The organism is Streptacidiphilus sp. P02-A3a, from assembly GCF_014084105.1.
In the GTDB taxonomy this organism is placed as follows: domain Bacteria; phylum Actinomycetota; class Actinomycetes; order Streptomycetales; family Streptomycetaceae; genus Streptacidiphilus.
Genome location: NZ_CP048289.1, coordinates 820,977 through 845,436 on the forward strand (window position 1 = coordinate 820,977; position 24,460 = coordinate 845,436).

The window sequence follows — 24,460 nt, forward strand, 5'->3', positions numbered from 1 at the left end:
GCCAAACGTCCAGTCTGCCTTATCGCGGCGGTGACCGTGCGGGGCCGCCGACCCGGGGCCGGGACGGCCCGGCGGCTCAACCGGCGGCAGTGCCCCGTACCGCGTCCAGGATCTCGCCCGCGCCCTGGTCCAGCAGCTCGTAGGCGAGGGCGGCGCCCAGCTTCTCCGGCTCGTCCGCCCGGCCCGACCGGGTGCCGCTGACCCGTCGGCGCCCGTCCAGCGAGGTCACCTGCGCGAGGAGTTCGAGCTCGCCGCCGGGCAGGGTCACCGCGTACGCCCCGACCGGCACGCTGCAACCGCCGTGGAGTTCGGCGAGCAGCGCGCGCTCGGCGCGGATCCGCCGGTCGACCGAGTCGTCGCCGACGGTCGACAGCAGCTCGCGGACCGCCGCGTTGTCCTCCCGGACCTGGATCCCGAGCGCGCCCTGTCCCGGGGACGGCGGGAACAGGTCGAGCGGCAGCGCCTCGCCGATCTCGTCCTGCAGGCCGAGCCGTCGCAGCCCGGCCACCGCCAGGACCACCGCGTCCAGGCCCATGGTCCTGATCTTCTGCAGCCGCGGCGGCACGTTCCCGCGGATCGGTACCAGCTCCAGGTCGGGGCGCACGGCGAGCAGTTGGGCGACCCGGCGCGGGGACCCGGTGCCCACCCGGGCGCCCTTCCGCAGCCCGTCGAGGGTCGATCCGCAGAGGGCGTCCCGGACGTCCTCCCGGTCCGGCGGCGGCAGCAGGACCAGCCCGGCCGGACTCGCGGTGGGCAGGTCCTTGAGGCTGTGCACGACCACGTCCACCTCGCCGCGCAGCAGCGCCGCCTCCTGCTCGGTGCTGAACGCGCTCCCGCCGCTCACCGCCGACACGCTGGCCACCGTGGACTTCCGGTCCCGGTCCCCGCCCTCCAGGATCGCGCGGTGGGTGAACACGTGCTCGGGGAACCGCTCGCGCAGCGGCGCCAGGTACTCCCTGACCTGAGTGCGGGCGAGCGTGCTCGCCCGGCTGCCGACGAGGAACTGTGCCACTGGACCACTCCCACCGCGTGATAAGCCGTCAGCAGGCGAGGCTACTCGTGATCCACCCACCCGGATTCCGACTCGGTGTCGGCACCGCCGCTCAGCCGGCGGTGGGCTTCGCCAGGTGCTGGCTGAGGTATTCCAGGGTCATCGGGATCAGCCGCTTGAAGTCCGAGGTGAGGTGGTCCGCGTGGGGGAGGACGTAGTACGTCAGGTGGACCGAGGGGGAGGTGCGGGCGGCCTTGACGAAGGCCTGCACCACGGACTGCTCGTAGGGCTCCGCGCCGCCCGCGGTGACCAGCATCGAGACGTTCGCGGTGGACCTGGCGACCATCAGCTGCGGGTTGTTGGCCCTCCAGGCGGCGTCGTGGCCCTGCCAGTACAGCGAGTCCGGGATGAAGTAGCCGTCGATCGGGACCGCGGTGCTGAAGGTCCGCGGGAACTGGAGGGCGAGCTTGGCGCTGCACAGGCCGCCGGTGGAGGCGCCCATCACGCCCCAGCCGTCGCGGCTGGTGAGGGTGCGGAAGTTGGCGCGGGCGAAGTCGGGGACGTCCTCGCCCATCCAGGTGGCCATCCGCTGGTGGCCGGGTATGTCGCTGCAGTCCAGCAGGCGGTCGTCGTCGTCGTGGAAGTTCTGGATCGGCATGATCATGATGAACGGGCTGGCCTTGCCCTGCGCGGCCAGCGCCACGTCCTCGGCCTGGATCGGCAGTTGCTGCTGGTCGGTCCAGGTGTTGTAGCCGGCGCTGGCGCCGCCGGAGTACATGGTCACCACCGGGAAGCCGTAGTGCGCGTACTTCGGGTCGTGGTACTGCGGCGGCAGCCACACCCAGACCTTGCCGGAGACCCCGGACTTCGCACCGTGCAGGGTGGTCACGTAGATCGGTCCGACGGAGGTGTTCTCGGCGAGCTCCAGCGCGGCCGGGGGACCGGTCGGCAGCGACACCGCGGTCTGCGTGGGGGACGGCGGCGCCGAGGGCCTGGCGGCGTGGCTCGGGGTGGCCAGCGGCGTACCGGTCGGCGCGGGGGCGGCGGCCGGGTGGGCGGCGGAGCCGCAGCCCGACAGGGTCAGCGCGAGGGCCAGGGCCGTGAGCGCGGCCGCCGCCGGGGGCAGGGCCGCGGCGCGGCGGAGGGCACGGGGCAGGCGCATGGCGGGGGACTCCAGGAAGGGTGAACAGGCGCACTCCGGCAGCAGTGGTGCGAGTCGCTGCCGGTACGAGTCGGACGGGTATGAGCGGTGACGTCCGAATCATGCCGAATGGTTGCGCCGACTCACAGGGACATCATAGGAAGTCCCGGTGAACCCTCGGCCCCGGGTCACGCCCTAGGACTCCTCGGCCAGCTCCGCCACGCCGGTGATCCGGTGCAGGCTGAACGTCCGCATCTCCTCGCGCGCCTGGTCGTACGCGGTGACGAAGCCGCCCGCGACCCGGACCGGCTCCACCACGCGCTGGCTGGCGGAGCCCTCCGCGTTCACGTAGCCGATCCACACCCGCTCGCCGGTCAGCACCGCCGTCTGCAGCGCCGCCAGCGTCTCCGCCGCCGCCGTGCGCGGCAGCGCGGACGGGGGAGCCTCCGGCTCGCGGCGGACCGCCGTCGCCGCCCGGTCGCCCGCCCGGACCGCCTTCACCGCCGCGCCGAGCAGCCCGTCGACCACCGGCGGCGGCCCGTCCGGCACCGGCACCGGCGCGGTCCGCGGACCGGTCCGCCGGGCGTCCGGACGCGAGATCAGCACGTCGCCGTCGGCCGACTCCGCCGCCGGGGCGTAGCCCATCGTCCGCAGCTGGGTCAGCACCGTGGCCGGGTCCGCCTGCGCCGCCAGCACCGTCGGCGCCAGCCGCCGCAGCCGCAGCGCGCCCGCCCGGCGGTCCGCCAGCAGCTCGCCCAGCAGCGCGTCGTCGTCGCAGCGCAGGTAGGCCGAGGCCGCGCCGACCCGCAGCCGCCCGTGCCGCCGGGCCACGTCGTCGACCAGGTAGCTCAGCGGCTGCGGCACCGGCGTCCGCGAGTGCCGGGCCAGGAACGCGTGCAGCTCGTCGGCGCTGCGCCCGGCGTCCAGCGCGCGCCGCACCGACTCCGGGGTGAACCGGTAGACCGTCGCGCCGCCCTTGGACTCGATGTCGGCGGCCACCGCCAGGGTCTGCGCCAGCGGGGTGTGCAGCGGTCCGGGCGCGATCGCGGTCAGGTCGGGCTGCAGGATGACGTGGTCCAGCGGCTCCGGCAGCAGCGGCGCGAGGGCCGCCGCCAGCCGCGCCGCCGCGTCCGGGTCGAGCAGCAGCGGGGCGTACGAGGCCGCCGCGCCGCGCCCGGTCAGGCCCAGCTGCTCGGCCTCGGTCAGGGTCCAGCCGACCAGGCGGTCGCGGGTCGCGCCGCCGCGCAGCGGGACCTGCCACTGCACCCGGGCCAGCAACGAGGCCCGGTCGGCGGCCGAGCCGGGCGGGAGCTCCGCCAGCCGCTCCAGCACCAGCCGCCGGACCTCGGGCGCGATCGCCCGGTCCAGGCCCTCGCCGAGCGCGGACAGCACCTTGTCCTTGGCGTCCTTGGTGCCGACCAGCGCGGCGACCCGGGTGCCCGCCAGCCAGGTCCCGGCCAGCAGCAGCCAGCGCTCGGGGACCGGCTGCCGCAGCCAGTCGTCGTACAGCGGGGTGGGCATCCACCGCTCCGCCTCGTCCCCGTCGGCGGCCAGCAGCCCCGCGCCGTAGGCGAGTTCCAGCCAGAACGCGGTCTCCGGCTCGGGCAGGTCGAGCGCGGTCGCGGAGCGCCGCAGCTCACGGACGCCCAGGCCGCCGGTGCGCAGCACCGCGGGCGGCTCGGTGCTCCACAGGTCCAGCGCCTCCTCCACCGTGCGGACGGCGGTGAAGGCCCGCGCCGCCGCCGCGCGGTCGGTCTGCTCCGGGTCGTGCGCGGCGGCCGTCTCCACGGTCGGCGGCCGGGCCTCGACGTGCTGGTGCGCCCGCCCGCCGCGCAGGTGCAGCGCGACCTCGCGGGGCAGCACCACGTTCTCCGGGCCCGCCGGGAGCAGCACCCCGCGCGCCTGGAGCCACTCCACCGGCGTCCGGGCGTCGGCGGCGCGCACCGCCCTGGGCTGCGCACCGCCGAACGGCGGGCCCCACATCAGTCGGCGCAGCACGTCCTTGACCCCCGGCACCGCCGTGGCCAGCAGCTCCTCGGCCCGCGCGTGGTCGGCCCAGAGGGCGGCCAACGCGGCGACGGCGCTGACCGGGTCGTGCGTGGCGGGCAGTCCGGCGTCGGCGAGGACGTCCTGCAGGCGGCCGGGGGAGAGCCCGGCGGCGGCCTCGGCGAAGGTCGGCCCGAGGCCGGTCGGCCCGGGGTTGCCGGTGGTCGGCGCGAGCACGTCGCGGGCGGTGCGGACCAGCCGCAGCCGGTCGTCCGGACCCCAGATCAGCGCCTGGGTGCGCAGCTCGGCCAGCGCGGCGTCGGGCCGGGCGCCGTCCAGCAGGCCGGTCACCGCGGCCGCGGTGCAGTCGTCGGGGGCGACCGCGAGCGCCTCGGCGGTCTGCAGGGTGAACCGGTCGAGCCGTTCCAGGGCGCGCACCACCGAGGCCCGGGTGGACAGCCGGGTGGACAGCTGGGTGAGGTCGCTGGGCACCGGGTGCAGCAGGTCGGGACGGGACCGGAGCAGCGCGGCCAACGCCTCGTCCGGCCGGGCGCGCAGCTCCTCGGCGAGGGTGCGCGGGGCGGCGGCGCGGTCGGCCTTACCGTTTCTTCGGCTGCTCATCCGACCCAGGCTAGTCGCTCGGGCCCGCGAGGGGCAGCGGCCGACGCCCGGACGGGCGGGCGGCGGCGCGGACGGAGGGTGGCGGGCGGGCGCGGGGCGGGGCACCGCGACCGGTTTCCGGCGGCCGCGCCCGGCGCGCGTGACGGCCCGGACCCTCGGGTAGCAGGGGGGCAGACCACGGGTCACCGCCACCGGCGGAGCCTCTAAGCTCGGACCGTTCGCCGCGCCGGGGCGTCAGAAGGGGAGGGTGGGCGTCGTCATGGGCATCGAGAGCGACCAACTCGTCTACGACTACCTGAGCCGGGTCGGTGACCTGGCCCAGGCCACCACGCTGACCGCGGCCGAACGCGCGCGGCTGGTCATCGGGCTGCGGCAGACCATCGACGACCGGCGCGGCGGGGCGTCGGCCGGGTCGCGGCGGACCGAGAAGGCCGCGGTGGAGAAGATCCTCTCCGGCATCGGCGAGCCCGCCGACGTGGTCAGGCAGGCCGTGCACCACGGGGTGCCGGAGGCGGCGCCCGCGCCGGTGCGGGCGCCGGGCGGCGGGGAGGGACCCTCGGTGCCGGTGCAGCGCCCGCCCGGCTCCCGCCCGGGCGCCGACCGGGACCGGGGTCCCGACGAGGCCGGGTCCGGCCCCGACGACTGGTGGCGGTCGCAGGAGGACGCCGACGGCGGGAGGTCGCCGCTGGTCGGCGAGTCGATCGGGGAACTCCCCGGCTGGCGGGCGGTCTACGAGGCGGACTTCCTCGATCCGGAGGCCGCCGCCCGGGCCCGGATCCCGGAGCAGCGGCCGCCGCTGACGGACGACCGGTCCGCGGAGGAGGCCGAGGAGGCCGAGGCGGCCGAGGTGCCGGGCGGCGACGGCGGCGCGGTCCCGGGCCCGACGCTGGGGCGGCTGCTGCGCCGCCGCCTCGGCCGGGCCACGCCGCCGCCCGCCGCCGAGCCGGAGCTGCCGCGTCCGCCGCGTCGCCCGCTGCCGCTGGTGGAGACACTGGCGGCGCTGGTGCTGGTGGCGGCGGCGGTGCTGGGGCTGTGGTACGTCGCCGTCCTCGGCTGGTTCTTCGCGTACTCCTCCCGGCGGCTGGGCCAACGGGTGGCGCACACCGCCGGGTTGTGGCTGCCGCTGTGGCTGGCGGTGGCCGCCGGGCTGCTGCTGTACTCGCGGGCGCACGGCCACCCCGGGCAGCAGGAGACCAGCGCGGCCTTCCAGTCCGCGCTGCACGCCGTCGTGGTGCTGTGGCTGCGGGTGGCGCCCGCCACCTCGGCGGCCTTCCTGGCCTGGCGGATCGGCCGTCGGCCCTGAGGGCCGGTCTTTCGGATCACGCCGGGCCCTCGGCGCCGGGGGCCCGGTCGGCCGCACCGTAGGGTGATCGACATGAACGAAAGCGCGCAGCTCACCGTTGGCTTCGACCTCGACATGACGCTGATCGACTCCCGACCGGGGATCAAGGCGGTCTACGACCTGCTCGCCGCGGAGACCGGGGTGGAGATCGACTCCGAGCTGGTGGTCAGCCGGCTCGGGCCGCCGGTGGAGCTGGAGATCGCCAACTGGTACCCGGCCGAGGCGGTCACCGAGATGTCCGACCGCTACCGCGCGCTCTACGCCCAGTACGGCGTCGCCGACTGCCTGGCGCTGCCCGGCGCGCATGCCGCGCTCGACTCGATCCGGGCGCTTGGCGGGCGGAGCGTGGTGGTCACCGGCAAGCACGGGCCGAACGCCCGGCTCAACCTGGACGCGCTCGACCTGCGGGTGGACGCGCTGCACGGCACCGTCTTCGGGCCGCTGAAGGGCGCCAAGCTGCGTGCGGAGGGCGCCCGGATCTACGTCGGCGACCACCTCGGCGACATCGAGGGCGCCCGCGCCGCCGAGGCGCTCGCGGTCGGCGTGGCCACCGGTCCCTACGACGCGGCGGCCCTGCGCGCGGCCGGGGCGGACGTGGTGCTGCCGGACCTGACCGGGTTCCCCGACTGGCTGGGCGACTACCTGTCCGGTCAGCCGGCCTGAGCCGGGCTGAGTCGGGCTGAGCCGCTAGGAGCTGCGGACCGGGCTCCGCCGCTGGCCGCGGGCCGACTTGAGCAGCCCGAGCAGCGCCACCGCGAAGCCCAGCGGCATCACCATGCAGACGAAGTAGGCCGCGGTCGGCAGTCGGCTCAGGTGCAGGAAGAGCGGGGCCACGGTGACGACGGTGGCGACGGCGCCGATCAGGAACAGGATCGCGCCGACCCGCACCAGGGAGTCGCCGGACTGGGGGGTTTCGGTAGTCCGGGGGGTTTCGGTAGTCACGGCACCACGATACGTCCAGTGGCGCCCGGGGGGTCGCACCGCCGGATCGACCGGCAACGCCCTGTGGCGGGATCGTCCCGTTCCGTTGCCGTCCGAGGGGTTACGGCGTGATGTGGCACGGGTATGCACGTCACGCACGGGGACTGCGCCACAGCGTGTCGGCGGCTGCCCCGAAGACCGAACGAGCGGGGGGTGCGGCATGGCGGCGACGGCGAGACGGTTCCGGCGCGCCGGGCACCCCGGCGGGCCGTGGGGCCGTTGGCTCCCTCCGGGGGAATTCGCTCGATCACCGCGCCGCCTCCCTGGGACAATGGCGCGGCCCTGATCCGTCCGGCAGCCCGTTCGCGGCCGTCCGGCGGTCGGCACCCCCGAAAACGCAGTTCCTTCCTTTCCGTTCTCTCCGACTCACCAGCGACGAGGTCACCGATGCCCACGGGCAAGGTCAAGTGGTTCAACGCCGAGAAGGGCTTCGGCTTCCTTTCCCGCGACGACGGCGGTGACGTCTTCGTGCACTCCAAGGCGCTGCCGAGCGGCGTCGAAGCGCTCAAGCCCGGCCAGCGGGTCGAGTTCGGCGTGGTCGCGGGGCACCGGGGTGACCAGGCGCTGTCGGTCACCCTGCTGGAGGACGCGCCCTCGCTGGCCGCCGCCAACCGCCGCAAGCCGGACGACCTGGCGCCGATCGTGCAGGACCTGACCACGCTGCTGGAGCGGATGCTGCCGGGGCTCCAGCGCGGCCGGTACCCGGAGAAGCAGGCCGGGCACCAGGTCGCCACGCTGCTGCGGGCGGTCGCGGACCAGCTGGACGTCTGACCCGCGGCGCCCGGCGTCCGCTCCGCCCTTCCGGCCTCAGGTCCGGCCCGGTGTCCGCCGGGCCGGGCCCGAGTCGGCGTCAGGACCCGGCCGGGGCTCCCGGGAAGTCCAGCGCACCCGGCGCGAGCTCCGGGAGCAGACCGGCCGCCGCCGCGCGGTCGAGCAGGCCGTGGACGGCCGCGTACCCCTCGGCGCCGAGGTCGGCGGTGAACTCGTTCACGTACAGCGCGATGTGCTGGTCCGCCACCGCCGGGTCCATCTCCTGGGCGTTCGCCAGCACGTAGTCGCGGCTGTCCTGCGGCCGGGCCCAGGCGTGCTCGACGCTGGCCCGGATCGCCGCCGCCAGCTCGCGCAGCCGCTCCGTGCCGAGCGAGCGGCGGGCGATGATCGCCCCCAGCGGGATCGGCAGGCCGGTCGCCGCCTCCCACGCCTCGCCCATGTCGGCCAGCGAGTGCAGCCCGTACCGCTGGTAGGTGAACCGGGCCTCGTGGATCACCAGTCCGGCGTCCACCCTGCCGTCCCGGACGGCGGGCATGATCTCGTGGAACGGCAGCACCACGATCTCGCCGAGGCCGCCGGGCACCGCCCGCTCCGCCCAGAGCCGGAACAGCAGGTAGGCGGTGCTGCGCTCGCTGGGCACGGCCACCGTCCGCCCGGCCAGGTCGGCCGGGTCGGCCGGGTGGGACGGGTCGGCTGAGCCGAAGCCGGGGCGGGTGAGCACCAGCGGGCCGCAGCCGCGGCCCAGCGCCCCGCCGCAGGGCAGCAGCGCGTACTCGTCCAGGACGTACGGCAGCGCCGCGTACGAGATCTTCAGCACGTCCAGCTCGCCGCGCTCGGCCAGGCCGTTGGTGACGTCGATGTCGGCGAAGGTGACGTCCGGCAGCAGCCCGTTCGGGACCAGGCCGTGCGCCCAGGCGTGGAAGACGAAGGTGTCGTTCGGGCAGGGCGAGTAGGCGGTGGTCAGTGTGGTGGTCAGGGTCGTGGTCATGGCGTGGTGCCTCCCAGGGGTCGGGACAGCACTGTCGGGTAGGGCAGTGCGGCGAAGATGCGTTCCAGCGTGGCGAAGGCGTCGCCGATGCGCCAGGCCGCCCGGTCGCGCGGACCGACCGCGTTGGAGACGGCGCGCAGCTCCAGTACCGGCAGCCGGTGCCCGGCGGCGGCCTCGGCGACGCCGAAGCCCTCCATCGCCTCGCCGACCGCGCCGGGGTGACGGGCGGTCAGCTCGGCGGCGCGCTCGGCGCTGCCGGTGACGGTGGACACGGTGAGGACCGGGCCGAGGGCGGTGGGCACCCCGGCCGCGCGCAGCGTCCGGGCGACCGCCTCGGCGTGCGCGGTCAGGTGCCGGACCCGGCCGAAGCCCAGCTCGGTGACGGTGGCGAAGCCGTCCGGGGTCTGCGCGCCGAGGTCGGCCGCGACGATCGCGTCGGCGACCACGGCGCAGCCCAGCGGCGCGGCCGGGGCGAAGCCCCCGGCGATCCCGGCGGAGACGGCGAGCGCGTACGGGTGCGCGGCCAGGGCCAGCGCGGTCGCGGTCCCGGCCGCCGCCGCCGCTGGTCCCACCCCGGCGGCGAGGACGTCCACCGGACCGCGGCGGTGCAGCAGGAAGCCCCCGGGCAGCGCCACCTCCACCGGCCCGGCGTGCGGGATCGCGGCGGAGACGCCACGCAGCACCGCCGCCGCTTCGGGAGCGACGGCGGTGACGACGAGCAGCCGGGACGGAGCCGCGGTCATCGGGTCAGCGGCCTCAGGAGCCCTTGACCTTCAGCTGGAACAGCCATTCGCCGTAGACCGGCGAGGTGTTGCTGGTGCCGTCGCCCATGAGTACCAGGACCGGGCCGGTGCTGTTCAGCGTGGTGCCGCCGGTCGTCTGCGAGGTCGACTGGAGGATCGAGGTCGCCTGGAGGTTGCCCGCGTAGGCGTTCTTGGTCGGGGCGACCAGGGAGCCGTTCTCGCCACCGGCGTACCAGCCCTTGTCGGCGACGATCTGGTCCACGTTGATCGAGAAGGTGCTGTTCGAGGACGGGATGGTCACCGTCCGCAGCTTGCCGCCGGACAGCAGCTTCTGCACGGCCGCCGAGCAGGCGGTCTTCTGCGCGGTGGTCAGCGCCTTGCCGCCGTTGTAGCAGCTCTTGTCCGCCGGTGCGATCTGGGTCCAGGTGGGCCCGACGGTGACGGCGATGTTGGGCACAGGCTTGCCTTGGTGCACGGCGAAGGGGATGGAGAAGCCGAGCGTGGCGACGCCCACGACGGCGACGGCTCCGAGGGCGACGACAGCGCGGTTGATACTCATGGTGCTGAGGCTACCTGTCCACGGCGATCAAGCCACGTCGGGGGCGGTCGCGACCCGCCGCGACCGGCGGGGCAGCCGGGTCAGGTTCCGCACCGTCAGTGCCAGCGACAGCGCCAGGAAGCCGGTCGCGGTGGCCGCGCCGATCTGGCCGACCAGCGGCAGCACGATCCCGATGCCGCCGCCGACCACCCAGGTGAGCTGCATCAACGTCTCGGAGCGGGCGAACGCCGAGGTCCGCACCCGTTCCGGTACGTCCCGTTGGATCAGCGCGTCCAGGGCGACCTTGCCCAGCGACTGGGTCACGCCGGTGACCCCGGCGAGCAGGGTGATGGTGAGCAGGCCGTAGGCCAGGGTCGCGGCCAGCGCCGAGACGGTGGCCACGGCCAGCAGGAATGTGATCAGCGTCTCAGGTCCGCGGGCGCGCAGCCAGGAGCCGAGCGCCGTCCCGAGGGTGTTGCCCAGGCCGAGCGCGCCCACCACGATGCCCAGCGCGAAGGTCGACCGCAGCCCGCCGACCGGGTGCTCGCGGAGCAGGAACGCGAGGAAGAAGGTGAGGAAGCCGGACAGGCCGCGCAGCGTGCCCTCGGCGGTCAGCGCCAGCACCACCGACGGGCCGACCGAGCGCAGCCGCAGCCGGGGCTCCGCGAGCTGCCCGTCCGCGCCGGTCGGCGCCCCGGCGCCCGGGGGCGCCCACCCGTCGTCCGCCCACCCGCCGTCCGCCCGGCCGTCGTCCGCCCACCCGTCGTCCGCCCGGCCGTCGTCGTCCACCTCGACGCCCCCGGTCCGCTCCCGCCGGGCCGCGCGCTCGGCCGCCGCCGCCCGCTCGGCGTGCAGCACGGCCCGCTGCTCGTCCTTGGCCAGGTCCACCTGGTGCGGCAGGTGGAACGCCAGCACCGCTCCGACCAGGTACACCAGGAACGCCCCGCGCAGCGGCCACTGGGGGCCGACCAGGTGCAGCAGTCCGCCGAGGCCGCCCGCGATCGCGGTCGCGATCAGCCCGGCCAGGGTCACCCGCGAGTTGGCCTTCACCAGCGTCACCCGCTTGGGCAGCAGCCGGGGCACCACCACGCTGCGGACCACCCCGTACGCCTTGGACGCCACCAGCACGCCCAGGGCCTCCGGGTAGATGGTGAGGCTGCCGCTGATCGAGCTGGTCATCATCCAGGCGATGGCGGCGCGGGCCAGCATCGACAGCGCCATGGCGCTGCGCCGACCGCTCGGCAGCCGGTCCAGCAGCGGGCCGATGACCGGGGCCAGCAGCACGAACGGCGCCATGGTGATCAGCAGGTAGAGGGCGACCCGGCCACGGGCCTCGCCGGTCGGCACCGAGAAGAAGATGGTGGACGCCAGGGCGACGGTCACCAGCATGTCCCCGGCCGAGTTCACCGCGTGCAGCTCGATCAGCTTCGCCAGCCCCGACTCGCCCGCGCCCTCGGCGGAGGTGGCCCTGCGGATCCGCCGCCCGGCGGCGCCGACGGCGTGGCCGGTCCCGGCGGCGGTCGCCGAGGCGCCCCGGTGCAGGCCGTCCAACAGCCGACCGGTGCGCGAGCGGGGGTGACCCTGCGGGGGGAAACCGGGCGAGCCGGAGCGGGACGGGCCGTCGGATGCCGGCCCCTCGCCCCCCGCCTGCCCGGACGGGGAGGGGCTGTCACTGCCGCCGGTCGGGAACCGTGGCGGCGGATCCTCGGCCACACCACCATCCTGCCTGATCGGATGCCCCGTCACGCCTGATTTCGGGACCCGGGTCCGATCATCGCCGGTCCGGCGGCCACGCGCCACGGGAAAGGGGTACTGTCCGGCGTGGCGGGCCAACCGGTAGCGTTCCCTGGTGTCTGCTGGTCGGTCGCGTTCCGTTCGTGCCGCAGAATGGACGTTTGCCACCCTCCGGCAGGCAGCGCGCGCCATGTCATCGGGAGCCGGTGGCACCATAGGGACAAGTCTTGGGAGAGAATCGATCCTGTGATGAGTGCTGCGACGACGCGAAGCCGTACCCCCGACCGGCTCTGTGCCGAGGCCGTCGACTTTGCCCGGGCTGCCGCCGTAGAGGCCGCCGGTGCGGCAGCCGTCGGCGAGCACCTGGGCGTGGATGCCGAGGGTGAGCGCGTCGTCACGCACTACTTCGCCACCAAGGAGTGGGCCTACCGGGGCTGGCGCTGGGCCGTGACCGTGACCCGCGCCTCGCGCGGCAAGCAGGTCACCCTCGACGAGACCGTACTGCTGCCGGGCCAGGACGCGCTGGTCGCGCCGCAGTGGGTGCCGTGGAGCGAGCGGCTGCGCCCCGGCGACATGGGCCCCGGCGACCTGCTGCCGACCGACGAGGACGACCTGCGGCTGGAGCCGGGCTGGAGCGGCGCGGACGAGCCCGCCCCCAACTCGGCGCTGGTCGCCGCCGCCGAGGCGCTGGTGGAGGACGTCACCGCGGCCGAGGCCGAGTCCGGGGAGCTGGCCACGCCGACCGCGCGCGGAGCCATCGCCGCGGTCGCCGAGGAGCTGGGCCTCGGCCGGGCCCGGGTGCTCTCCCGGCTCGGGCTGCACCTGGCGGCGGACCGCTGGGAGAAGGACTACGGCGCGCAGACCCCGATGGCGCAGGCCGCCCCGGCCTCCTGCGCCACCTGCGGCTTCCTGGTGCCGGTCGCCGGGAGCCTGAGCCAGACCTTCGGCATCTGCGCCAACGAGTTCGGCCCCGCCGACGGGCGGGTGGTGGCACTCGACTACGGCTGCGGCGGCCACTCCGAGGCCGCGGTGGTGCCCACCCCGCAGCCGCCCGCCCCGCCGGTGCTGGACGAGTTCACCGTCGAGCCGATGCCGCTGCACCCGGACCCGGACAGCGGGTCGGTCACCGAGACCGACCCGGCCGAGGAGCTGGGCTACACCTGACGGTCCGTCGGGCCGTGAAGTGACGAGTCGTCACTTCACGGTGATGGCATCGAGCTTGGCCCGCAGGTAGGCGGACGAGTCCACCGTCCGGTAGGCCGTCGGACCGCCCGTCGGACCGCCCACCGGGGTGACCTGGGTGTGCGGGTCGCACTCGTAGAAGTAGACCAGCGACATCAGGTCCTCCTCCGGCGCGTCCGGCGAGGGCGGAAGTACCCGGTGGCGGCCGGACTTCCACCGGCCGCCGGTCCAACGCGCCATCAGGTCACCGATGTTGACCGTCAGCGCGTCCGGCTCCCAGGGCGCGTCCTGCCAGCCGTCGCCGCCGTCCTCGGGCGCGACGTACACCTGCAGGCCGCCCTTGCCCTGCTGCCGGTCCAGCAGCGTCACCGTGCCGAAGTCCGTGTGCGGGCCGATCCGGAACTGCCCCGGCACCGGCTCGCCGACGACTCCGGTGCCCGGGTACCAGTTGATGTTCAGCGTGTACGTCGGGTGCCCGGTGTGGTCGGTGAAGAAACCGGGGTCCTGGCCCAGTGCCGCCGCGAGCAGCCGCAGCACCTCGTCGGCGACCGTCCGCATCCGGCCCAGGTAGTCCTCCGCCTCGGTCCGCAGCTGCGGCACCTCCGCCTGCGGCCAGTGGTTCGGCTGGAACCAGAACGCGTCGATCTCGGCGTCCCCGGTCGGCTGGTCGGCGCCGACCGTCCAGGACTCCTTCAGGTCGGGCGGGGTCGGCGTGCCCTCCGAATAGCCGTTCGCCTCCGCGCCCTTCGCCAGCCAGCCCCGGCCGCCGACACCCACCGAGTAGCGCTGCTTGGCCTCGGTCGGCAGCGCGAAGAACGCCCGCGCCGCCGCGCGCACCCGCTCCCGCTCCGCCGCGCCGACCCCGTGCCCGGTGATCAGCAGGAACCCGGCCCGGCTCAGCGCCGCGTCCACGGCCGCCGCCGTGCGGGCCCGCGCGTCCGGGTCACCGGACAGCCACGGCCCGAGGTCGATCACCGGGATGCTCGCGGACATGTCGCTCCTCGTCCTGTCGTTCACTCGCCGATGTCCTCGAACCACAGCTGCGGGCGGTCGGCGATGAACGCGCGCATCAGCTCGACGCAGCGCGGGTCGTCCAGGACGACCACCTCCACCCCGTGCTCGGCCAGCCAGTCGTGACCGCCGTGGAAGGTCCGCGCCTCGCCGACGACCACCCGGCCGATGCCGAACTGGCGTACCAGGCCCGAGCAGTACCAGCACGGTGACAGGGTGGTCACCATGGTCGTCCGCCGGTAGCCGCGCAGCCGCCCGGCGGCGCGGAAGGCCGCCGTCTCGGCGTGTGTGGACGGGTCGCCGTCCTGGACCCGGCGGTTGTGGCCGCTGCCGAGGAGTTCGCCGTCGGCGCCGAACAGCGCCGCGCCGATCGGGATCCCGCCCTCGGCGAGCCCGAGCCTGGCCTCCTCGACGGCCACCTCAAGGAGCTCCGCAATGTCTGTCATGTCACCACTGTCCCCGGCCGGAAACACCGGGGCAACGTGCGGAAAGTACGCTCCAGCCCACTCGGCGGCCGACAGGTTGTCGGCACTCGCCGGTGATTTGTCCTCGCCCCCACCCCGGCGCACGCCGTAGCCTCACCGCGCACACCGCCGCTCGCAGCACCAGCCGCTCGCCCACCGCCGCTCGCAGCACCAGCCGCTCGCCCACCGCCGCTCGCCCACCGTCCTCGCCCCGGGAGAAACCCCCATGGCCGCACTGACCCTCCGCGAGATCCTCTCCTTCGACGTCCTCGGCGACGCCGCCCCGGAGGTGCTGTGCGGGGAGCAGGAGCTGGACCGGCCGGTGCGCTGGGTGCACTCCAGCGAGATCTACGAGATAGGCCCGCTGCTCTCCGGCGGCGAACTGCTGCTGACCACCGGGCTCGGCCTGGCCGGCGCGGACGCCGGGGCGCGGCGGCACTACGTGCGGGAGCTGGCCGAGCGCGGCGTGGCCGGGGTCGCCGTGGAACTCGGCCGCTCGCTCCCGGAGATGCCGTACGAGCTGCTGGACGAGAGCCGCCGCCGGGGGCTGCCGCTGGTGGCACTGCGGGCCGTGGTCCCGTTCATCCGCATCGCCGAGGCCGCCAACACCGCCATCGTCACCCAGTCGCTGGTCGACCGCCCCTACCCGGCCGCCGACCGGGACGGCCGCGCCGCCGCACTGCTCGCCGACCTCGCCGAGGGCACCGCCCGCAGCCAGCCCGACGTCCTGGCCCGGGCCCGGGCGCTGGACTTCCGGCCGGAGCGCGGCCACCGGCTGCTCGGCGTCGCCGCCACCGGCGCCGGAGCGCTGGCCGCGCTGGACCGGGCCGCGCGGCAGCTGGACGCCGAGCTGCTGCGGGCGCCGGTCGCCGACGGGGTGACCGGGCTGCTCGCGGTCCCGGCCGGGGCCGGGGAGCCGGTCCGGGCCGCCCAGGCCGCCGTCTCCGGCCGCCACCCGGACCGCTTCACCCTGGCGCTGGGCTCCGCCTGTCCGGCCGAAGCCACCTGGAGCCGCTGGGGCGAGTCGCTGCGCGAGGCCCGGACCACCCTCGGCCTGGCGCTGACCGTCCCGAACGCCGAACCCGCCGCCCGCCCCGCCAACGCCGGCGGCGCGCTGGTCACCTCCGCCCGCGCGCTGGCCCTGGAACGCCAGCTGACCGGCGACGGCCTCACCCCGGCCACCCGCGACCGGCTCGCCCAACTCGTCGGCCGGGCCCTCGGCCCGCTGCTGGAGTGGGAGGCCGCCCACCCCAGCGACCTGGTCCGCACCCTGGAGGTCCACCTGCGCAACGGCTGCAGCCCCACCCGCACCGCCGCCCTGCTGCACGTCGGCCGCCAGTCCCTCTACCAGCGCCTGGAACGCATCGAATCCCTCCTCGGCCTGCCGGTCTGCGACCCGGACAGCCACGCCGAGCTCCTCCTCGCCTGCTGCGCCCACCGAGTCCTCCGCGCGGCGGCCTGAACCAGCGGCCCCGACCAGGGTCAGGGCTGGGCCGGAGCCGGCGCGGGCGGCGCCGGAACCGCGTGGGTCCCCCCGTCGAACGCCTGCCGGAACTGCCGGAACCGCACGGCCTCGGGATCCAGCAGTCGCCAGCGGACCGGGCACGCTGCCAGCCCACGCAGCCGGCTAGCGGAAGCGGGCGACGAAGCGGTGTTGCGGGGGCGTCTCCACGGCGTGGGGGCTGTAGTGCTCACGGACGTACGCCACCGCCTCACCGCTGGGCACCCCGTCCAGCACGGCGAGGCAGGCCAGCGCGGTCCCGGTCCGTCCGCGCCCTCCGAGGCAGGCGACCTCGACGCGCTCGGCCCCGGCCCGCGCCAGCGCCTCGCACAGTGCCTCCCGGGCGGCCGCGGGGTCGGACGGCAGCCGGAAGTCCGGCCAGCGGACCCACCGCGCCTCCCAGGCAACCGGAGGCGGCTGATGCCCCAGCAGATACAGCGCGAACCCGGGCACCGGCCCCTCCGGCAAGGGGAACCCCAACCCCCGCCCCCGCACCATCCGCCCCGACGGCAGCCGCAACACCCCCGCCGCCCCGGGCTCCCACGCAGCGTTCACCCAGCAAGCGTAGCCCGCTTGCTGCGGCCCCGCACCGGTCCCGGCCAGAGCCCCCGCCGTCAGCGCGCGAAGGCCGCCACCCGCTCCCGCAGCCGCGCGTCGCCGATCGTCCCGACACCGCGCGACTGGTCACGTCGGCACCCTCATCCAACAGAGCAAGCGGAGCGGCGAGTTGGCTCCGCTCCTCAGGGTGCTGGTCGAGATCGTGAGTGCGGGGACGGTGCCCGCGACTTTCGAGGTGGCTGCGCCGCTCCAGGTCGAGGAGGGGGTGCCGGTGGTCCAGCGGCGGCGCCGGTACCTGGACGACGGGGGGGTGATCGCGGTCTCCACCTCGGGGCTGCCCGGGGGGCTCGGGGCGGGAGCTTGTTGCCGAGTACGGGGTCGGGTAGGGGCTCGCGCGGCGGCGGTCCGGCCTGGGGGGTGGCGGGCGGCCGCCGCGCGGGGTGGTCAGTTGGTGGCCGGTCGCGGGGTGGGGGACTTCAGGGCGGGGAGGGGGCGGAGGGCGAGGTAGAGGACGGCGGTGATGAGGAAGCCGGCCTCGAAGGCGCTGTCGCCGATGGCGGGGAGCTGCTTGGCGACCAGGCCGACGTACTCGGTCTGGTTGGAGAAGAGCCAGACGCCGAGGGTGGTGCCGAGGGCCATGGCGATCGGGGCGGCCCAGTTGCGGTGGGTGGTGTCCTCCAGCAGGGCGGCGATCTCGGCGTCCGGCGTGTCGCGGCGCAGGTAGCGGTCGATGAAGGTGATCGCCAGCCAGGGGCCGATCCAGTAGGTGATCACCAGCAGGAAGTTCTCGTACTTGGTGCCGGAGTCGCTGAGGCCGGACCAGGCCAGCAGTGTCCCGGCGACGCCGAACACCACCGAGACGCCCGCCCGGCGCAGCATCGGGGGCAGCTTGATGCCGGTGGCCAGGAAGGACAGCGATCCGGAGTAGATGTTCAGCGCGTTCGCGGCGATGCCGCCGATGGTGATCGCCAGCAGCGTGAGCTTGGCCAGCCAGCTGGGCAGGGCGTAGGTGAAGGCGGCGGTGGGGTTGGCGGAGAGCGAGGTGAACAGCTTCGGGGAGATCGCGGTGACCGAGGCCGCGCCGACGATCTCCAGCGCCACGCAGGACAGGAACACGCCGAGCGCGGGCCACAGCGCCACCGCCCACCTGGGCGTGGCCTTCGGCAGGTAGCGGGTGTAGTCGGAGCCGTACGGGGTCCAGCCGGCGGCGTAGCCGAAGGAGGCGCCGACGGTCAGCAGGAACGCGCCGGGGGCGGCGGCGGAGCCGTTGGCCGCGCCGATGTGCGCCTTGCCCAGCAGCACCACGGCGGTGATCAGGAAGATCACCGTGAGCACCGGGAAGGCGTACTTCTCGGCGGTGTGGATGAAGTTGTGCCCGAAGTAGGCGAGCACGCACTGGAGCACCACCACGATGAACAGGCAGGGCAGCGGGTGCCAGCCGAGCAGCGTGCTCAGCGCGTAGGTGGCGCTGACGCTGTTCACGGCGAACCAGCCGATGCCCGCCGTCAGCGCGTTCAGCCCGGCGGGCAGCGCGTTGCCGAGGTAGCCGAAGGCGGAGCGCCCGGCGGCCATCTGCGGGACGCCGAAGCGCGGCCCGCTGAGGCCGAGGAAGCCGTGGGCCACCGCGCCCAGACCGGTGCCCAGCAGGATGGCGAGGACGGCGGGCCAGAAGCCGAGACCGAACACGCCGACGGCGAGCACGCCCACGAAGACCGTGGCGAACTCCATGTTGGGTGACGTCCAGGTCCACAGCAGCCCGATCGGCCGACCGTGCCGGGCCTGCTCGGGGACGGGCTCGGCGCCGGTGGGCTCGACGGCGACGACGTGGTCGCCATAGGCGGAGATCTCGGTGGGGGCGGCGGTCATACGGTCAGTGTCGGGGCCGGGTCCGGTCCCGTAAACGCCCAGAGTGCCTGGTCCGGGCGGCTGTCCGGCGTACATTCCGTACGCTTCGGGGGGTGGGGCGGCCCGGCTCGTCCCGGGGGAGCCTGTTAACAGCCAGCCTAGCGAGTGGCGGATACTGACGGACATGGCATACGACGATCTTCGGTCCTTTCTCCGGGCGCTGGAACGCGAGGGCGACCTCAAGCGGATCAAGGTGGAGGTGGACCCGTACCTGGAGGTCGGGGAGATCGTCGACCGGGTGCAGAAGGACAAGGGCCCCGCGCTGCTCTTCGAGAACGTCAAGGGCTCGTCGATGCCGCTGGCGATGAACGTCTTCGGCACCGAGCGGCGGCTGGCCAAGGCGCTCGGGCTCAAGGGCGCGCAGGACATCTCCGAGAAGATCGCCGGGCTGCTGAAGCCGGAGCTCCCGCACGGCTTCACCGGCGTCCGCGAGGCCTTCGGCAAGCTGGCCGGGATGGCCCACGTCCCGCCGCGAAAGGTGAAGCCGGGCGACGCGCCGGTGCAGGAGCTGGTGCTGACCGGGGACCAGGTGGACCTGGACGCCCTGCCCGCGCTGTTCACCTGGCCCAAGGACGGCGGCTCCTTCTTCAACCTCGGGCTGACCCACACCAAGGACCCGGACAGCGGCATCCGCAACCTCGGCCTGTACCGGTTGCAGCGGCACGACAAGCGCACCATCGGCATGCACTGGCAGATCCACAAGGACAGCCGCAACCACTACGCGGTGGCCGCGAGGCGCGGCGAGCGGCTGCCGGTCGCGATCGCCTTCGGCTGCCCGCCGGCGGTGACCTACGCGGCCACCGCGCCGCTGCCGGGCGGCATCGACGAGTACCTGTTCGCCGGGTTCGTCGCCGGTGAGCGGGTGCGGATGGTCGATTGCAGGACGGTTCCGCTCCAGGTCCCGGCGGACGCCGAGGTGGTGCTGGAGGGCTGGCTGGAGCCCGGGCAGATGCTGCCGGAGGGGCCGTTCGGCGACCACACCGGCTTCTACACCCCGCAGGAGCCGTTCCCGGCGCTGACCATCGACTGCGTCACCATGCGCCGCCGCCCGCTGCTCCAGTCCATCGTGGTCGGCCGCCCGCCGACCGAGGACGGGCCGCTGGGCAAGTTCACCGAGCGGTTCTTCCTGCCGCTGCTGAAGATCATCGTCCCGGACATCGTCGACTACGACCTGCCCGAGGCCGGGGGCTTCCACAACTGCGTGATCGTCTCCATCGACAAGAAGTACCCGAAGCACGCGCAGAAGGTCATGCACGCGATCTGGGGCGCCCACATGATGTCGCTGACCAAGCTGATCGTGGTGGTGGACGCGGACTGCGACGTCCACGACTACCAGCAGGTCGCCTGGCGGGCGCTGGGCAACGTCGACTACAGCCGCGACCTGTCGGTGGTGGAGGGGCCGGTGGACCACCTCGACCACGCCTCCTACCAGCAGTTCTGGGGCGGCAAGGCGGGGATCGACGCCACCCGCAAACTGCCCGAGGAGGGCTACACCAGGGACGGCGGCTGGCCGGAGATGGTCTCCTCGGACCCGGAGACGGCCGCCACGGTGACCCGACGCTGGAAGGAGTACGGCCTGTGAGCGCCGTCGCCTACGCCCCCTCGCCCGGCCGCACCAAGGCGTTCCTGCGGCTGGTGATGATCGAGCACTCGATCTTCGCGCTGCCGTTCGCCTACATCGCCGCGCTGACCGCGATGTTCCTGACCGGGCCGAACGGGTCCGGCGGCCATGTCCACTGGCTGGAACTGCTGCTGGTCACCCTGGCCATGGTCGGCCTGCGGACCTTCGCCATGGCCGCGAACCGGATCATCGACCGCGAGATCGACGCCCGCAACCCGCGTACCGCCGGGCGCGAGCTGGTCACCGGCGCGGTGTCGCTGCGCACCGCCTACACCGGCGCGGGCGTGGCGCTGGTGGTCTTCCTCGGCGCGGCGGCGCTGCTGAACCCGCTGTGCCTGGCGCTGGCGCCGATCGCGGTGATCCCGATGGTGGTCTACCCCTACGGCAAGCGGTTCACCGACTTCCCGCACGCCATCCTCGGCCTGGCGCAGGCCATGGGCCCGATCGGGGCCTGGCTGGCGGTCACCGGGCACTGGTCCTGGGACGCGCTGGTGCTCGGTCTCGCGGTGGGCGTCTGGATCGGCGGCTTCGACCTGATCTTCGGCTGCCAGGACGTCGCCGCCGACCGCGCCGACGGCGTCCGCTCGGTCCCGGCCCGCTTCGGCGTCGACGCGGCGCTGCGCGGCGCCCGCGCGGCGCACCTGGTGACCGTGCTGCTGCTCGGCTGGTACGCGGTGCTGACCAGCGCGGGCTGGGCCTTCTGGATGGGCCTGGCGGTGGTCGGCGTGGCCTTCGTCTACGAGCACTCGATCGTCAAGCCCGGCGACCTGTCCCGGCTCAACCGGGCCTTCTTCCAGGTCAACGGCTTCGTCGGGATCTCCCTCTTCGCCTTCGCGCTGCTCGACCTGGTCCTGCGGGGCCTGGGTGGCTGAGGCGGGCCGGCGGCCGTGGGTGGTGGGGGTTTCCGGGGCTTCGGGGACGCCCTACGCGGCGGCGGTGGTGCGGGGGTTGCTGGCTGCGGGGGAGGCGGTGGACCTGGTGGTGAGCCGGGCGGCGCGGCTGACCGTGCTGGACGAGACCGGGATCTCCTTCCGGGACGGGCACTGGCGCGAGGACCTGCGGGACTGGCTGGAGCGCCCGGTGGACGCGGGCCCACCGGAGCCGGTGGAGCTGGACGCGGTGCGCTACTGGGCGGCCGGGGACCTGGCGGCCGGTCCGTCCAGCGGCTCCTACCCGGCCAAGGGGATGCTGGTGGTGCCGTGCAGCACCGCCTCGGTCGCCGGGATCGCGCTGGGGCTCTCCAAGGACCTGCTGCAACGGGCCGCGAGCGTCACCCTGAAGGAGCGCCGGACGCTGGTGGTCTGCGTCCGGGAGACCCCCCTGAGCGGGCAGACGCTGCGCCAGCTGGTGGCCCTGGACGAGGCCGGAGCGGTGGTGCTGCCCGCCGCCCCGGGGTTCTACGCGGGTACCCGCAGCGCCCAGCAGCTGGTGGACTTCGTGGCCGGGCGGGTGCTGGACGCGGCGGGTGTGCCGCACCGGCTGTACCGGCGCTGGGCCGGTGAGCTGGGCAACGGCCGGGTGGAGTGAGGCAGGTCACGCCGGGGCAGGTATCGTCATTGGGATGGCAGGGCCGACAGCTCGGGAGTCTTCGATTCCGGATAATGTCGGTGGGTTCCCCAACGATCGGAAGGCCCGGGTTTTTCACATGGACGCCGTGGACAGGCAGCTCATCCAGGCACTGCGCGAGAACGGCCGCGCCTCCTACGCGGAGCTGGGGCGGCTGGTCGGGCTGTCCGGACCCAGCGTCACCGACCGGATCAACCGGCTGGAGCAGGCCGGGATCATCACCGGCTACCGGGCGACGGTCAACCCGGCCTCGCTCGGCCTCGGGGTGACCGCGCTGATCGGCATCCAGCTCTCCGACGCCGCCGACCACGACGACGTCGCGCACCGGCTGCACGACCTGAGCGAGGTCGAGGACTGCTGGTTCATCGCGGGCGACGACTCGTACATGCTGAAGGTCCGGATGCCGGACGTGGACGGCCTCGAATCGATCGTCAAGCGGCTCTCCGGCACCAAGGGCGTGGCCCGGACCAGGACCACCGTGGTGCTCTCCACCAAGTGGGAGAACCGGGCGACCGAGCTCCCCGACACCGATGTGCTGACCGACCGGAAGGCGTAGCCGCCGTGGCCCTGGTGACCCTGGACGACCTGCGCGACGCGCAGAAGCGGATCGCGGGCGTCGCGGTGCGCACCCCCCTGCTGCCCTGCCCCTGGGCGACGACCGACGGCCGGACGCTGCACCTGAAGCCGGAGAACCTGCAACCGACCGGGGCGTTCAAGATCCGCGGCGCCTACAACCGGCTCTCGGTGCTCACCGGGGCCGAGCGGGCGCGCGGCGTGGTGGCCCAGTCCAGCGGCAACCACGCCCAGGCGGTGGCTTACGCGGCACGGGAGTTGGGCATCCGCGCGGTGATCGTGATGCCGGACACCTCGCCCGCGGTGAAGGTGGAGAACACCCGCTCCTTCGGCGCCGAGGTGCTGCTGGTGCCGATGGAGGAGCGGGACACCACGCCCGCCCGGCTCGCCGCCGAGCACGGCTACCTGTGGGTGCCGCCCTACGACGACCCGTGGATCATCGCCGGGCAGGGCACCACCGGTCTGGAGATCGCCGAGGACGCCACCGCGCTGGACCTGGACCTGCGCACGGTGCTGGTGCCGGTCAGTGGCGGCGGGCTGATCAGCGGGGTCGCCGCGGCGCTGAAGCTGACCATGCCCGGGGTGCGGGTGATCGGCGTCGAGCCGGAGCTCGCCGGTGACGCGGCGGCCAGCCTGCGCAGCGGCGAGCGGCAGGTGTGGCCGTTCGCCGACACCCACCGCACCATCGCCGACGGGCTGCGCACCAACGCGCTCGGGCTGCTGCCCTGGGAGCACGTGCGGGCGTACGTGGACGACATCGTCACCGTCACCGAGGACGAGATCCGGGCGGCGGTCGCGGTGCTGGCCCGGCGCGGCCGGATCGTCGCCGAGCCCTCCGGCGCGGTGACCACCGCCGCCTACCTCTACCGCGCCGACCTGCTGCCGCCCGGCCGCAGCGTGGCGGCGGTGGTCAGCGGGGGCAATGTGGAACCGTCGTTGCTGGCCGAGCTGCTGGCGGTGTGACCGCCGGTCGGGTGCGGTCCGGCCCGACCGGGGGGCGTAGGCTCAGGAACGTTGTGGCAGGCAGGGAAAGGGTTGAGGGCATGGACGCAGGGCTCAAGCGGGAGCTGGAGGCGAAGGTCTACGCCGGGGAGCGGCTGTCCCGCGAGGACGGTGTCGCCCTCTACGAGACGGACGACCTGGCCTGGCTCGGCGGGCTGGCGCACCACGTGCGGACGAAGAAGAACGGCGACGTCGTCCACTTCAACGTCAACCGCCACCTCAACATGACCAACGTCTGCAGCGCGTCCTGCGCGTACTGCTCGTTCCAGCGCAAGCCGGGCGAGAAGGACGCGTACACGATGCGGATCGAGGAGGCCGTGCGGCTGGCCAAGGCGATGGAGAACGACCAGCTGACCGAGCTGCACATCGTCAACGGCCTGCACCCGACCCTCCCCTGGCGCTACTACCCGCGCAGCCTGCGGGAGTTGAAGAAGGCGCTGCCGGACGTGGCGCTGAAGTGCTTCACCGCCACCGAGATCCACTGGTTCGAGAAGATCTCCGGCCTGTCCGCGAGCGAGATCCTGGACGAGCTGATCGACGCCGGTCTGGAGTCGCTGACCGGCGGTGGCGCGGAGATCTTCGACTGGGAGGTCCGGCAGCACATCGTCGACCACGACACCCACTGGGAGGACTGGTCGCGGATCCACCGGCTGGCCCACAGCAAGGGCCTGAAGACCCCCGCGACCATGCTCTACGGGCACATCGAGGAGCCCCGGCACCGGGTCGACCACGTGCTGCGGCTGCGCGAGCTCCAGGACGAGACCGGCGGCTTCCAGGTCTTCATCCCGCTGCGCTACCAGCACGACTTCCACGACTCCAAGGACGGGATCATCCGCAACCGGCTCCAGGCCAGGACCACCATGGCCACCGGCGCGGACATGATCAAGACCTTCGCGGTCTCCCGGCTGCTGTTCGACAACGTCCCGCACGTCAAGGTGTTCTGGGTGATGCACGGCCTGGACGGCGCGCAGCTGATGCTGAACCACGGCGCGGACGACATGGACGGCTCGGTGGTCGAGTACAAGATCACCCACGACGCGGACGGCTTCGGCACCCCGAACAAGCTGAGCCGCGAGGACCTGCTGGAGCTGATCCGCGACGCCGGGTTCCGCCCGGTGGAGCGCAACACCCGGTACGAGACCATCCGCGAGTACGACGGCCCGGTCGCCGACCGGCGGGAGAGCCCGCAGCTGATGCGGTTCTGAGGACCCGCGCCCGGGTTGTCGGCGGCAGGGTTTGTC

The 24,460-nt window shown here is 74.3% G+C and carries 24 protein-coding genes; 12 read left to right on the forward strand and 12 right to left on the reverse strand.

Going from position 1 to position 24,460, the window contains the following annotated elements; all coding sequences use genetic code 11:
* Nucleotides 1-76: 76 nt before the first annotated feature.
* The 3 genes from hemC to GXP74_RS03875 form a co-directional block, all read right to left on the reverse strand.
* Nucleotides 77-1,012 carry a hydroxymethylbilane synthase gene (gene hemC, locus GXP74_RS03865; protein ID WP_182450008.1) on the reverse strand — a complete coding sequence of 312 codons (936 nt, stop codon included), beginning with the start codon at nt 1,010-1,012 and terminating at the stop codon, nt 77-79.
* Between the two features lie 91 nt (nt 1,013-1,103).
* Nucleotides 1,104-2,153 carry an esterase family protein gene (locus tag GXP74_RS03870; protein WP_182450009.1) on the reverse strand — a complete coding sequence of 350 codons (1,050 nt, stop codon included), beginning with the start codon at nt 2,151-2,153 and terminating at the stop codon, nt 1,104-1,106.
* A 174-nt stretch (nt 2,154-2,327) separates the two neighbouring features.
* Entirely contained in the window at nt 2,328-4,739 is a 2,412-nt protein-coding gene (locus GXP74_RS03875; RefSeq protein ID WP_182450010.1) for a helicase C-terminal domain-containing protein, read from the reverse strand.
* A gap of 259 nt (nt 4,740-4,998) precedes the next feature.
* On the opposite strand from GXP74_RS03875, the gene GXP74_RS03880 reads away from it, so the two are divergent.
* Nucleotides 4,999-6,042 carry a hypothetical protein gene (locus GXP74_RS03880; protein ID WP_182450011.1) on the forward strand — a complete coding sequence of 348 codons (1,044 nt, stop codon included), beginning with the start codon at nt 4,999-5,001 and terminating at the stop codon, nt 6,040-6,042.
* 72 nt (nt 6,043-6,114) lie between these two features.
* On the forward strand, nt 6,115-6,744 hold the full coding sequence (locus GXP74_RS03885; RefSeq protein ID WP_182450012.1) for an HAD family hydrolase: 630 nt from the start codon (nt 6,115-6,117) through the stop codon (nt 6,742-6,744).
* 24 nt (nt 6,745-6,768) lie between these two features.
* On the opposite strand, the gene GXP74_RS03890 is transcribed toward GXP74_RS03885, so the two are convergent.
* Complete coding sequence (locus GXP74_RS03890) at nt 6,769-7,023, reverse strand: hypothetical protein (RefSeq protein ID WP_182450013.1); 255 nt, start codon at nt 7,021-7,023, stop codon at nt 6,769-6,771.
* A 426-nt stretch (nt 7,024-7,449) separates the two neighbouring features.
* Here GXP74_RS03890 and GXP74_RS41775 point away from each other — a divergent pair, with 426 nt between their 5' ends.
* Complete coding sequence (locus tag GXP74_RS41775) at nt 7,450-7,833, forward strand: cold-shock protein (RefSeq protein WP_182450014.1); 384 nt, start codon at nt 7,450-7,452, stop codon at nt 7,831-7,833.
* A gap of 79 nt (nt 7,834-7,912) precedes the next feature.
* Here the strand turns inward: GXP74_RS41775 and GXP74_RS03900 are convergent, their stop codons facing one another.
* Genes GXP74_RS03900 through GXP74_RS03915 form a run of 4 tightly spaced genes read right to left on the reverse strand, consistent with a single transcriptional unit; the run spans nt 7,913 to nt 11,815 of the window.
* The gene (locus tag GXP74_RS03900; RefSeq protein ID WP_182450015.1) at nt 7,913-8,821 is read right to left on the reverse strand and encodes a 1,4-dihydroxy-6-naphthoate synthase; all 909 of its coding nucleotides are present in this window, start codon (nt 8,819-8,821) and stop codon (nt 7,913-7,915) included.
* Nucleotides 8,818-9,564 carry a futalosine hydrolase gene (locus GXP74_RS03905; RefSeq protein WP_182450016.1) on the reverse strand — a complete coding sequence of 249 codons (747 nt, stop codon included), beginning with the start codon at nt 9,562-9,564 and terminating at the stop codon, nt 8,818-8,820. Before GXP74_RS03905 ends, GXP74_RS03900 begins: the two co-directional genes overlap by 4 nt.
* A 13-nt stretch (nt 9,565-9,577) precedes the next feature.
* Complete coding sequence (locus tag GXP74_RS03910; protein ID WP_182450017.1) at nt 9,578-10,123, reverse strand: hypothetical protein; 546 nt, start codon at nt 10,121-10,123, stop codon at nt 9,578-9,580.
* A 27-nt stretch (nt 10,124-10,150) separates the two neighbouring features.
* Nucleotides 10,151-11,815: an MFS transporter gene (locus tag GXP74_RS03915; protein ID WP_225447700.1), complete on the reverse strand. Its 1,665-nt coding sequence runs from the start codon at nt 11,813-11,815 to the stop codon at nt 10,151-10,153.
* A gap of 270 nt (nt 11,816-12,085) precedes the next feature.
* Here GXP74_RS03915 and GXP74_RS03920 point away from each other — a divergent pair, with 270 nt between their 5' ends.
* Nucleotides 12,086-13,000 (forward strand): DUF3027 domain-containing protein, encoded by a 915-nt coding sequence (locus GXP74_RS03920; RefSeq protein ID WP_182450018.1) that lies wholly within the window; start codon nt 12,086-12,088, stop codon nt 12,998-13,000.
* 30 nt (nt 13,001-13,030) lie between these two features.
* Here the strand turns inward: GXP74_RS03920 and GXP74_RS03925 are convergent, their stop codons facing one another.
* Together GXP74_RS03925 and GXP74_RS03930 are read right to left on the reverse strand one after the other, a co-directional pair.
* Nucleotides 13,031-14,011, reverse strand: a complete 981-nt coding sequence (locus GXP74_RS03925; RefSeq protein WP_182450019.1) for an isopenicillin N synthase family oxygenase — start codon at nt 14,009-14,011, stop codon at nt 13,031-13,033.
* 20 nt (nt 14,012-14,031) lie between these two features.
* A complete protein-coding gene (locus tag GXP74_RS03930) occupies nt 14,032-14,475 on the reverse strand; it encodes a nucleoside deaminase (protein ID WP_182450020.1) in 444 nt (147 codons plus the stop codon).
* A gap of 244 nt (nt 14,476-14,719) precedes the next feature.
* Between GXP74_RS03930 and GXP74_RS03935 the strand changes: the two genes are divergently transcribed.
* Nucleotides 14,720-15,955: a PucR family transcriptional regulator gene (locus GXP74_RS03935; protein WP_182450021.1), complete on the forward strand. Its 1,236-nt coding sequence runs from the start codon at nt 14,720-14,722 to the stop codon at nt 15,953-15,955.
* A 165-nt stretch (nt 15,956-16,120) separates the two neighbouring features.
* Here the strand turns inward: GXP74_RS03935 and GXP74_RS03940 are convergent, their stop codons facing one another.
* Nucleotides 16,121-16,549 (reverse strand): protein-tyrosine phosphatase family protein, encoded by a 429-nt coding sequence (locus tag GXP74_RS03940; RefSeq protein ID WP_182450022.1) that lies wholly within the window; start codon nt 16,547-16,549, stop codon nt 16,121-16,123.
* A 205-nt stretch (nt 16,550-16,754) separates the two neighbouring features.
* Between GXP74_RS03940 and GXP74_RS03945 the strand changes: the two genes are divergently transcribed.
* Entirely contained in the window at nt 16,755-17,060 is a 306-nt protein-coding gene (locus tag GXP74_RS03945) for a UTRA domain-containing protein (RefSeq protein ID WP_225448553.1), read from the forward strand.
* Here the strand turns inward: GXP74_RS03945 and GXP74_RS03950 are convergent.
* Nucleotides 16,997-18,418 (reverse strand): cytosine permease, encoded by a 1,422-nt coding sequence (locus tag GXP74_RS03950; protein WP_182450023.1) that lies wholly within the window; start codon nt 18,416-18,418, stop codon nt 16,997-16,999. The two genes, GXP74_RS03945 and GXP74_RS03950, sit on opposite strands and share 64 nt — an antisense overlap.
* A 163-nt stretch (nt 18,419-18,581) precedes the next feature.
* Between GXP74_RS03950 and GXP74_RS03955 the strand changes: the two genes are divergently transcribed.
* From GXP74_RS03955 to mqnE, 6 genes are all read left to right on the forward strand, one after another.
* Nucleotides 18,582-20,039, forward strand: a complete 1,458-nt coding sequence (locus GXP74_RS03955) for a menaquinone biosynthesis decarboxylase (RefSeq protein WP_182450024.1) — start codon at nt 18,582-18,584, stop codon at nt 20,037-20,039.
* The gene (gene mqnP / locus GXP74_RS03960; protein ID WP_182450025.1) at nt 20,036-20,950 is read left to right on the forward strand and encodes a menaquinone biosynthesis prenyltransferase MqnP; all 915 of its coding nucleotides are present in this window, start codon (nt 20,036-20,038) and stop codon (nt 20,948-20,950) included. The genes GXP74_RS03955 and mqnP overlap by 4 nt, the downstream gene beginning before the upstream one ends.
* Nucleotides 20,943-21,605, forward strand: a complete 663-nt coding sequence (locus GXP74_RS03965) for a UbiX family flavin prenyltransferase (protein ID WP_182450026.1) — start codon at nt 20,943-20,945, stop codon at nt 21,603-21,605. The genes mqnP and GXP74_RS03965 overlap by 8 nt, the downstream gene beginning before the upstream one ends.
* Before the next feature lie 118 nt (nt 21,606-21,723).
* A complete protein-coding gene (locus GXP74_RS03970) occupies nt 21,724-22,200 on the forward strand; it encodes an Lrp/AsnC family transcriptional regulator (RefSeq protein WP_182450027.1) in 477 nt (158 codons plus the stop codon).
* Between the two features lie 5 nt (nt 22,201-22,205).
* Entirely contained in the window at nt 22,206-23,180 is a 975-nt protein-coding gene (locus GXP74_RS03975) for a threonine/serine dehydratase (RefSeq protein WP_182450028.1), read from the forward strand.
* Between the two features lie 80 nt (nt 23,181-23,260).
* The gene (gene mqnE / locus GXP74_RS03980) at nt 23,261-24,424 is read left to right on the forward strand and encodes an aminofutalosine synthase MqnE (protein WP_182450029.1); all 1,164 of its coding nucleotides are present in this window, start codon (nt 23,261-23,263) and stop codon (nt 24,422-24,424) included.
* The last annotated feature ends 36 nt before the right edge of the window (nt 24,425-24,460 follow it).

Coding starts and splice junctions, on each gene's coding strand:
- GXP74_RS03920 (WP_182450018.1), top strand. CDS start 12,086: ATGAGTGCTGCGACGACGCGAAGCCGTACCCCCGACCGGCTCTGTGCC.
- GXP74_RS03950 (WP_182450023.1), bottom strand. CDS start 18,418: ATGACCGCCGCCCCCACCGAGATCTCCGCCTATGGCGACCACGTCGTC.
- GXP74_RS03970 (WP_182450027.1), top strand. CDS start 21,724: ATGGACGCCGTGGACAGGCAGCTCATCCAGGCACTGCGCGAGAACGGC.
- GXP74_RS03900 (WP_182450015.1), bottom strand. CDS start 8,821: ATGACCACGACCCTGACCACCACACTGACCACCGCCTACTCGCCCTGC.
- GXP74_RS41775 (WP_182450014.1), top strand. CDS start 7,450: ATGCCCACGGGCAAGGTCAAGTGGTTCAACGCCGAGAAGGGCTTCGGC.
- GXP74_RS03880 (WP_182450011.1), top strand. CDS start 4,999: ATGGGCATCGAGAGCGACCAACTCGTCTACGACTACCTGAGCCGGGTC.
- GXP74_RS03955 (WP_182450024.1), top strand. CDS start 18,582: ATGGCATACGACGATCTTCGGTCCTTTCTCCGGGCGCTGGAACGCGAG.
- GXP74_RS03905 (WP_182450016.1), bottom strand. CDS start 9,564: ATGACCGCGGCTCCGTCCCGGCTGCTCGTCGTCACCGCCGTCGCTCCC.
- GXP74_RS03925 (WP_182450019.1), bottom strand. CDS start 14,011: ATGTCCGCGAGCATCCCGGTGATCGACCTCGGGCCGTGGCTGTCCGGT.
- mqnE (WP_182450029.1), top strand. CDS start 23,261: ATGGACGCAGGGCTCAAGCGGGAGCTGGAGGCGAAGGTCTACGCCGGG.
- GXP74_RS03870 (WP_182450009.1), bottom strand. CDS start 2,153: ATGCGCCTGCCCCGTGCCCTCCGCCGCGCCGCGGCCCTGCCCCCGGCG.
- GXP74_RS03935 (WP_182450021.1), top strand. CDS start 14,720: ATGGCCGCACTGACCCTCCGCGAGATCCTCTCCTTCGACGTCCTCGGC.
- GXP74_RS03910 (WP_182450017.1), bottom strand. CDS start 10,123: ATGAGTATCAACCGCGCTGTCGTCGCCCTCGGAGCCGTCGCCGTCGTG.
- GXP74_RS03885 (WP_182450012.1), top strand. CDS start 6,115: ATGAACGAAAGCGCGCAGCTCACCGTTGGCTTCGACCTCGACATGACG.
- GXP74_RS03875 (WP_182450010.1), bottom strand. CDS start 4,739: ATGAGCAGCCGAAGAAACGGTAAGGCCGACCGCGCCGCCGCCCCGCGC.
- GXP74_RS03930 (WP_182450020.1), bottom strand. CDS start 14,475: ATGACAGACATTGCGGAGCTCCTTGAGGTGGCCGTCGAGGAGGCCAGG.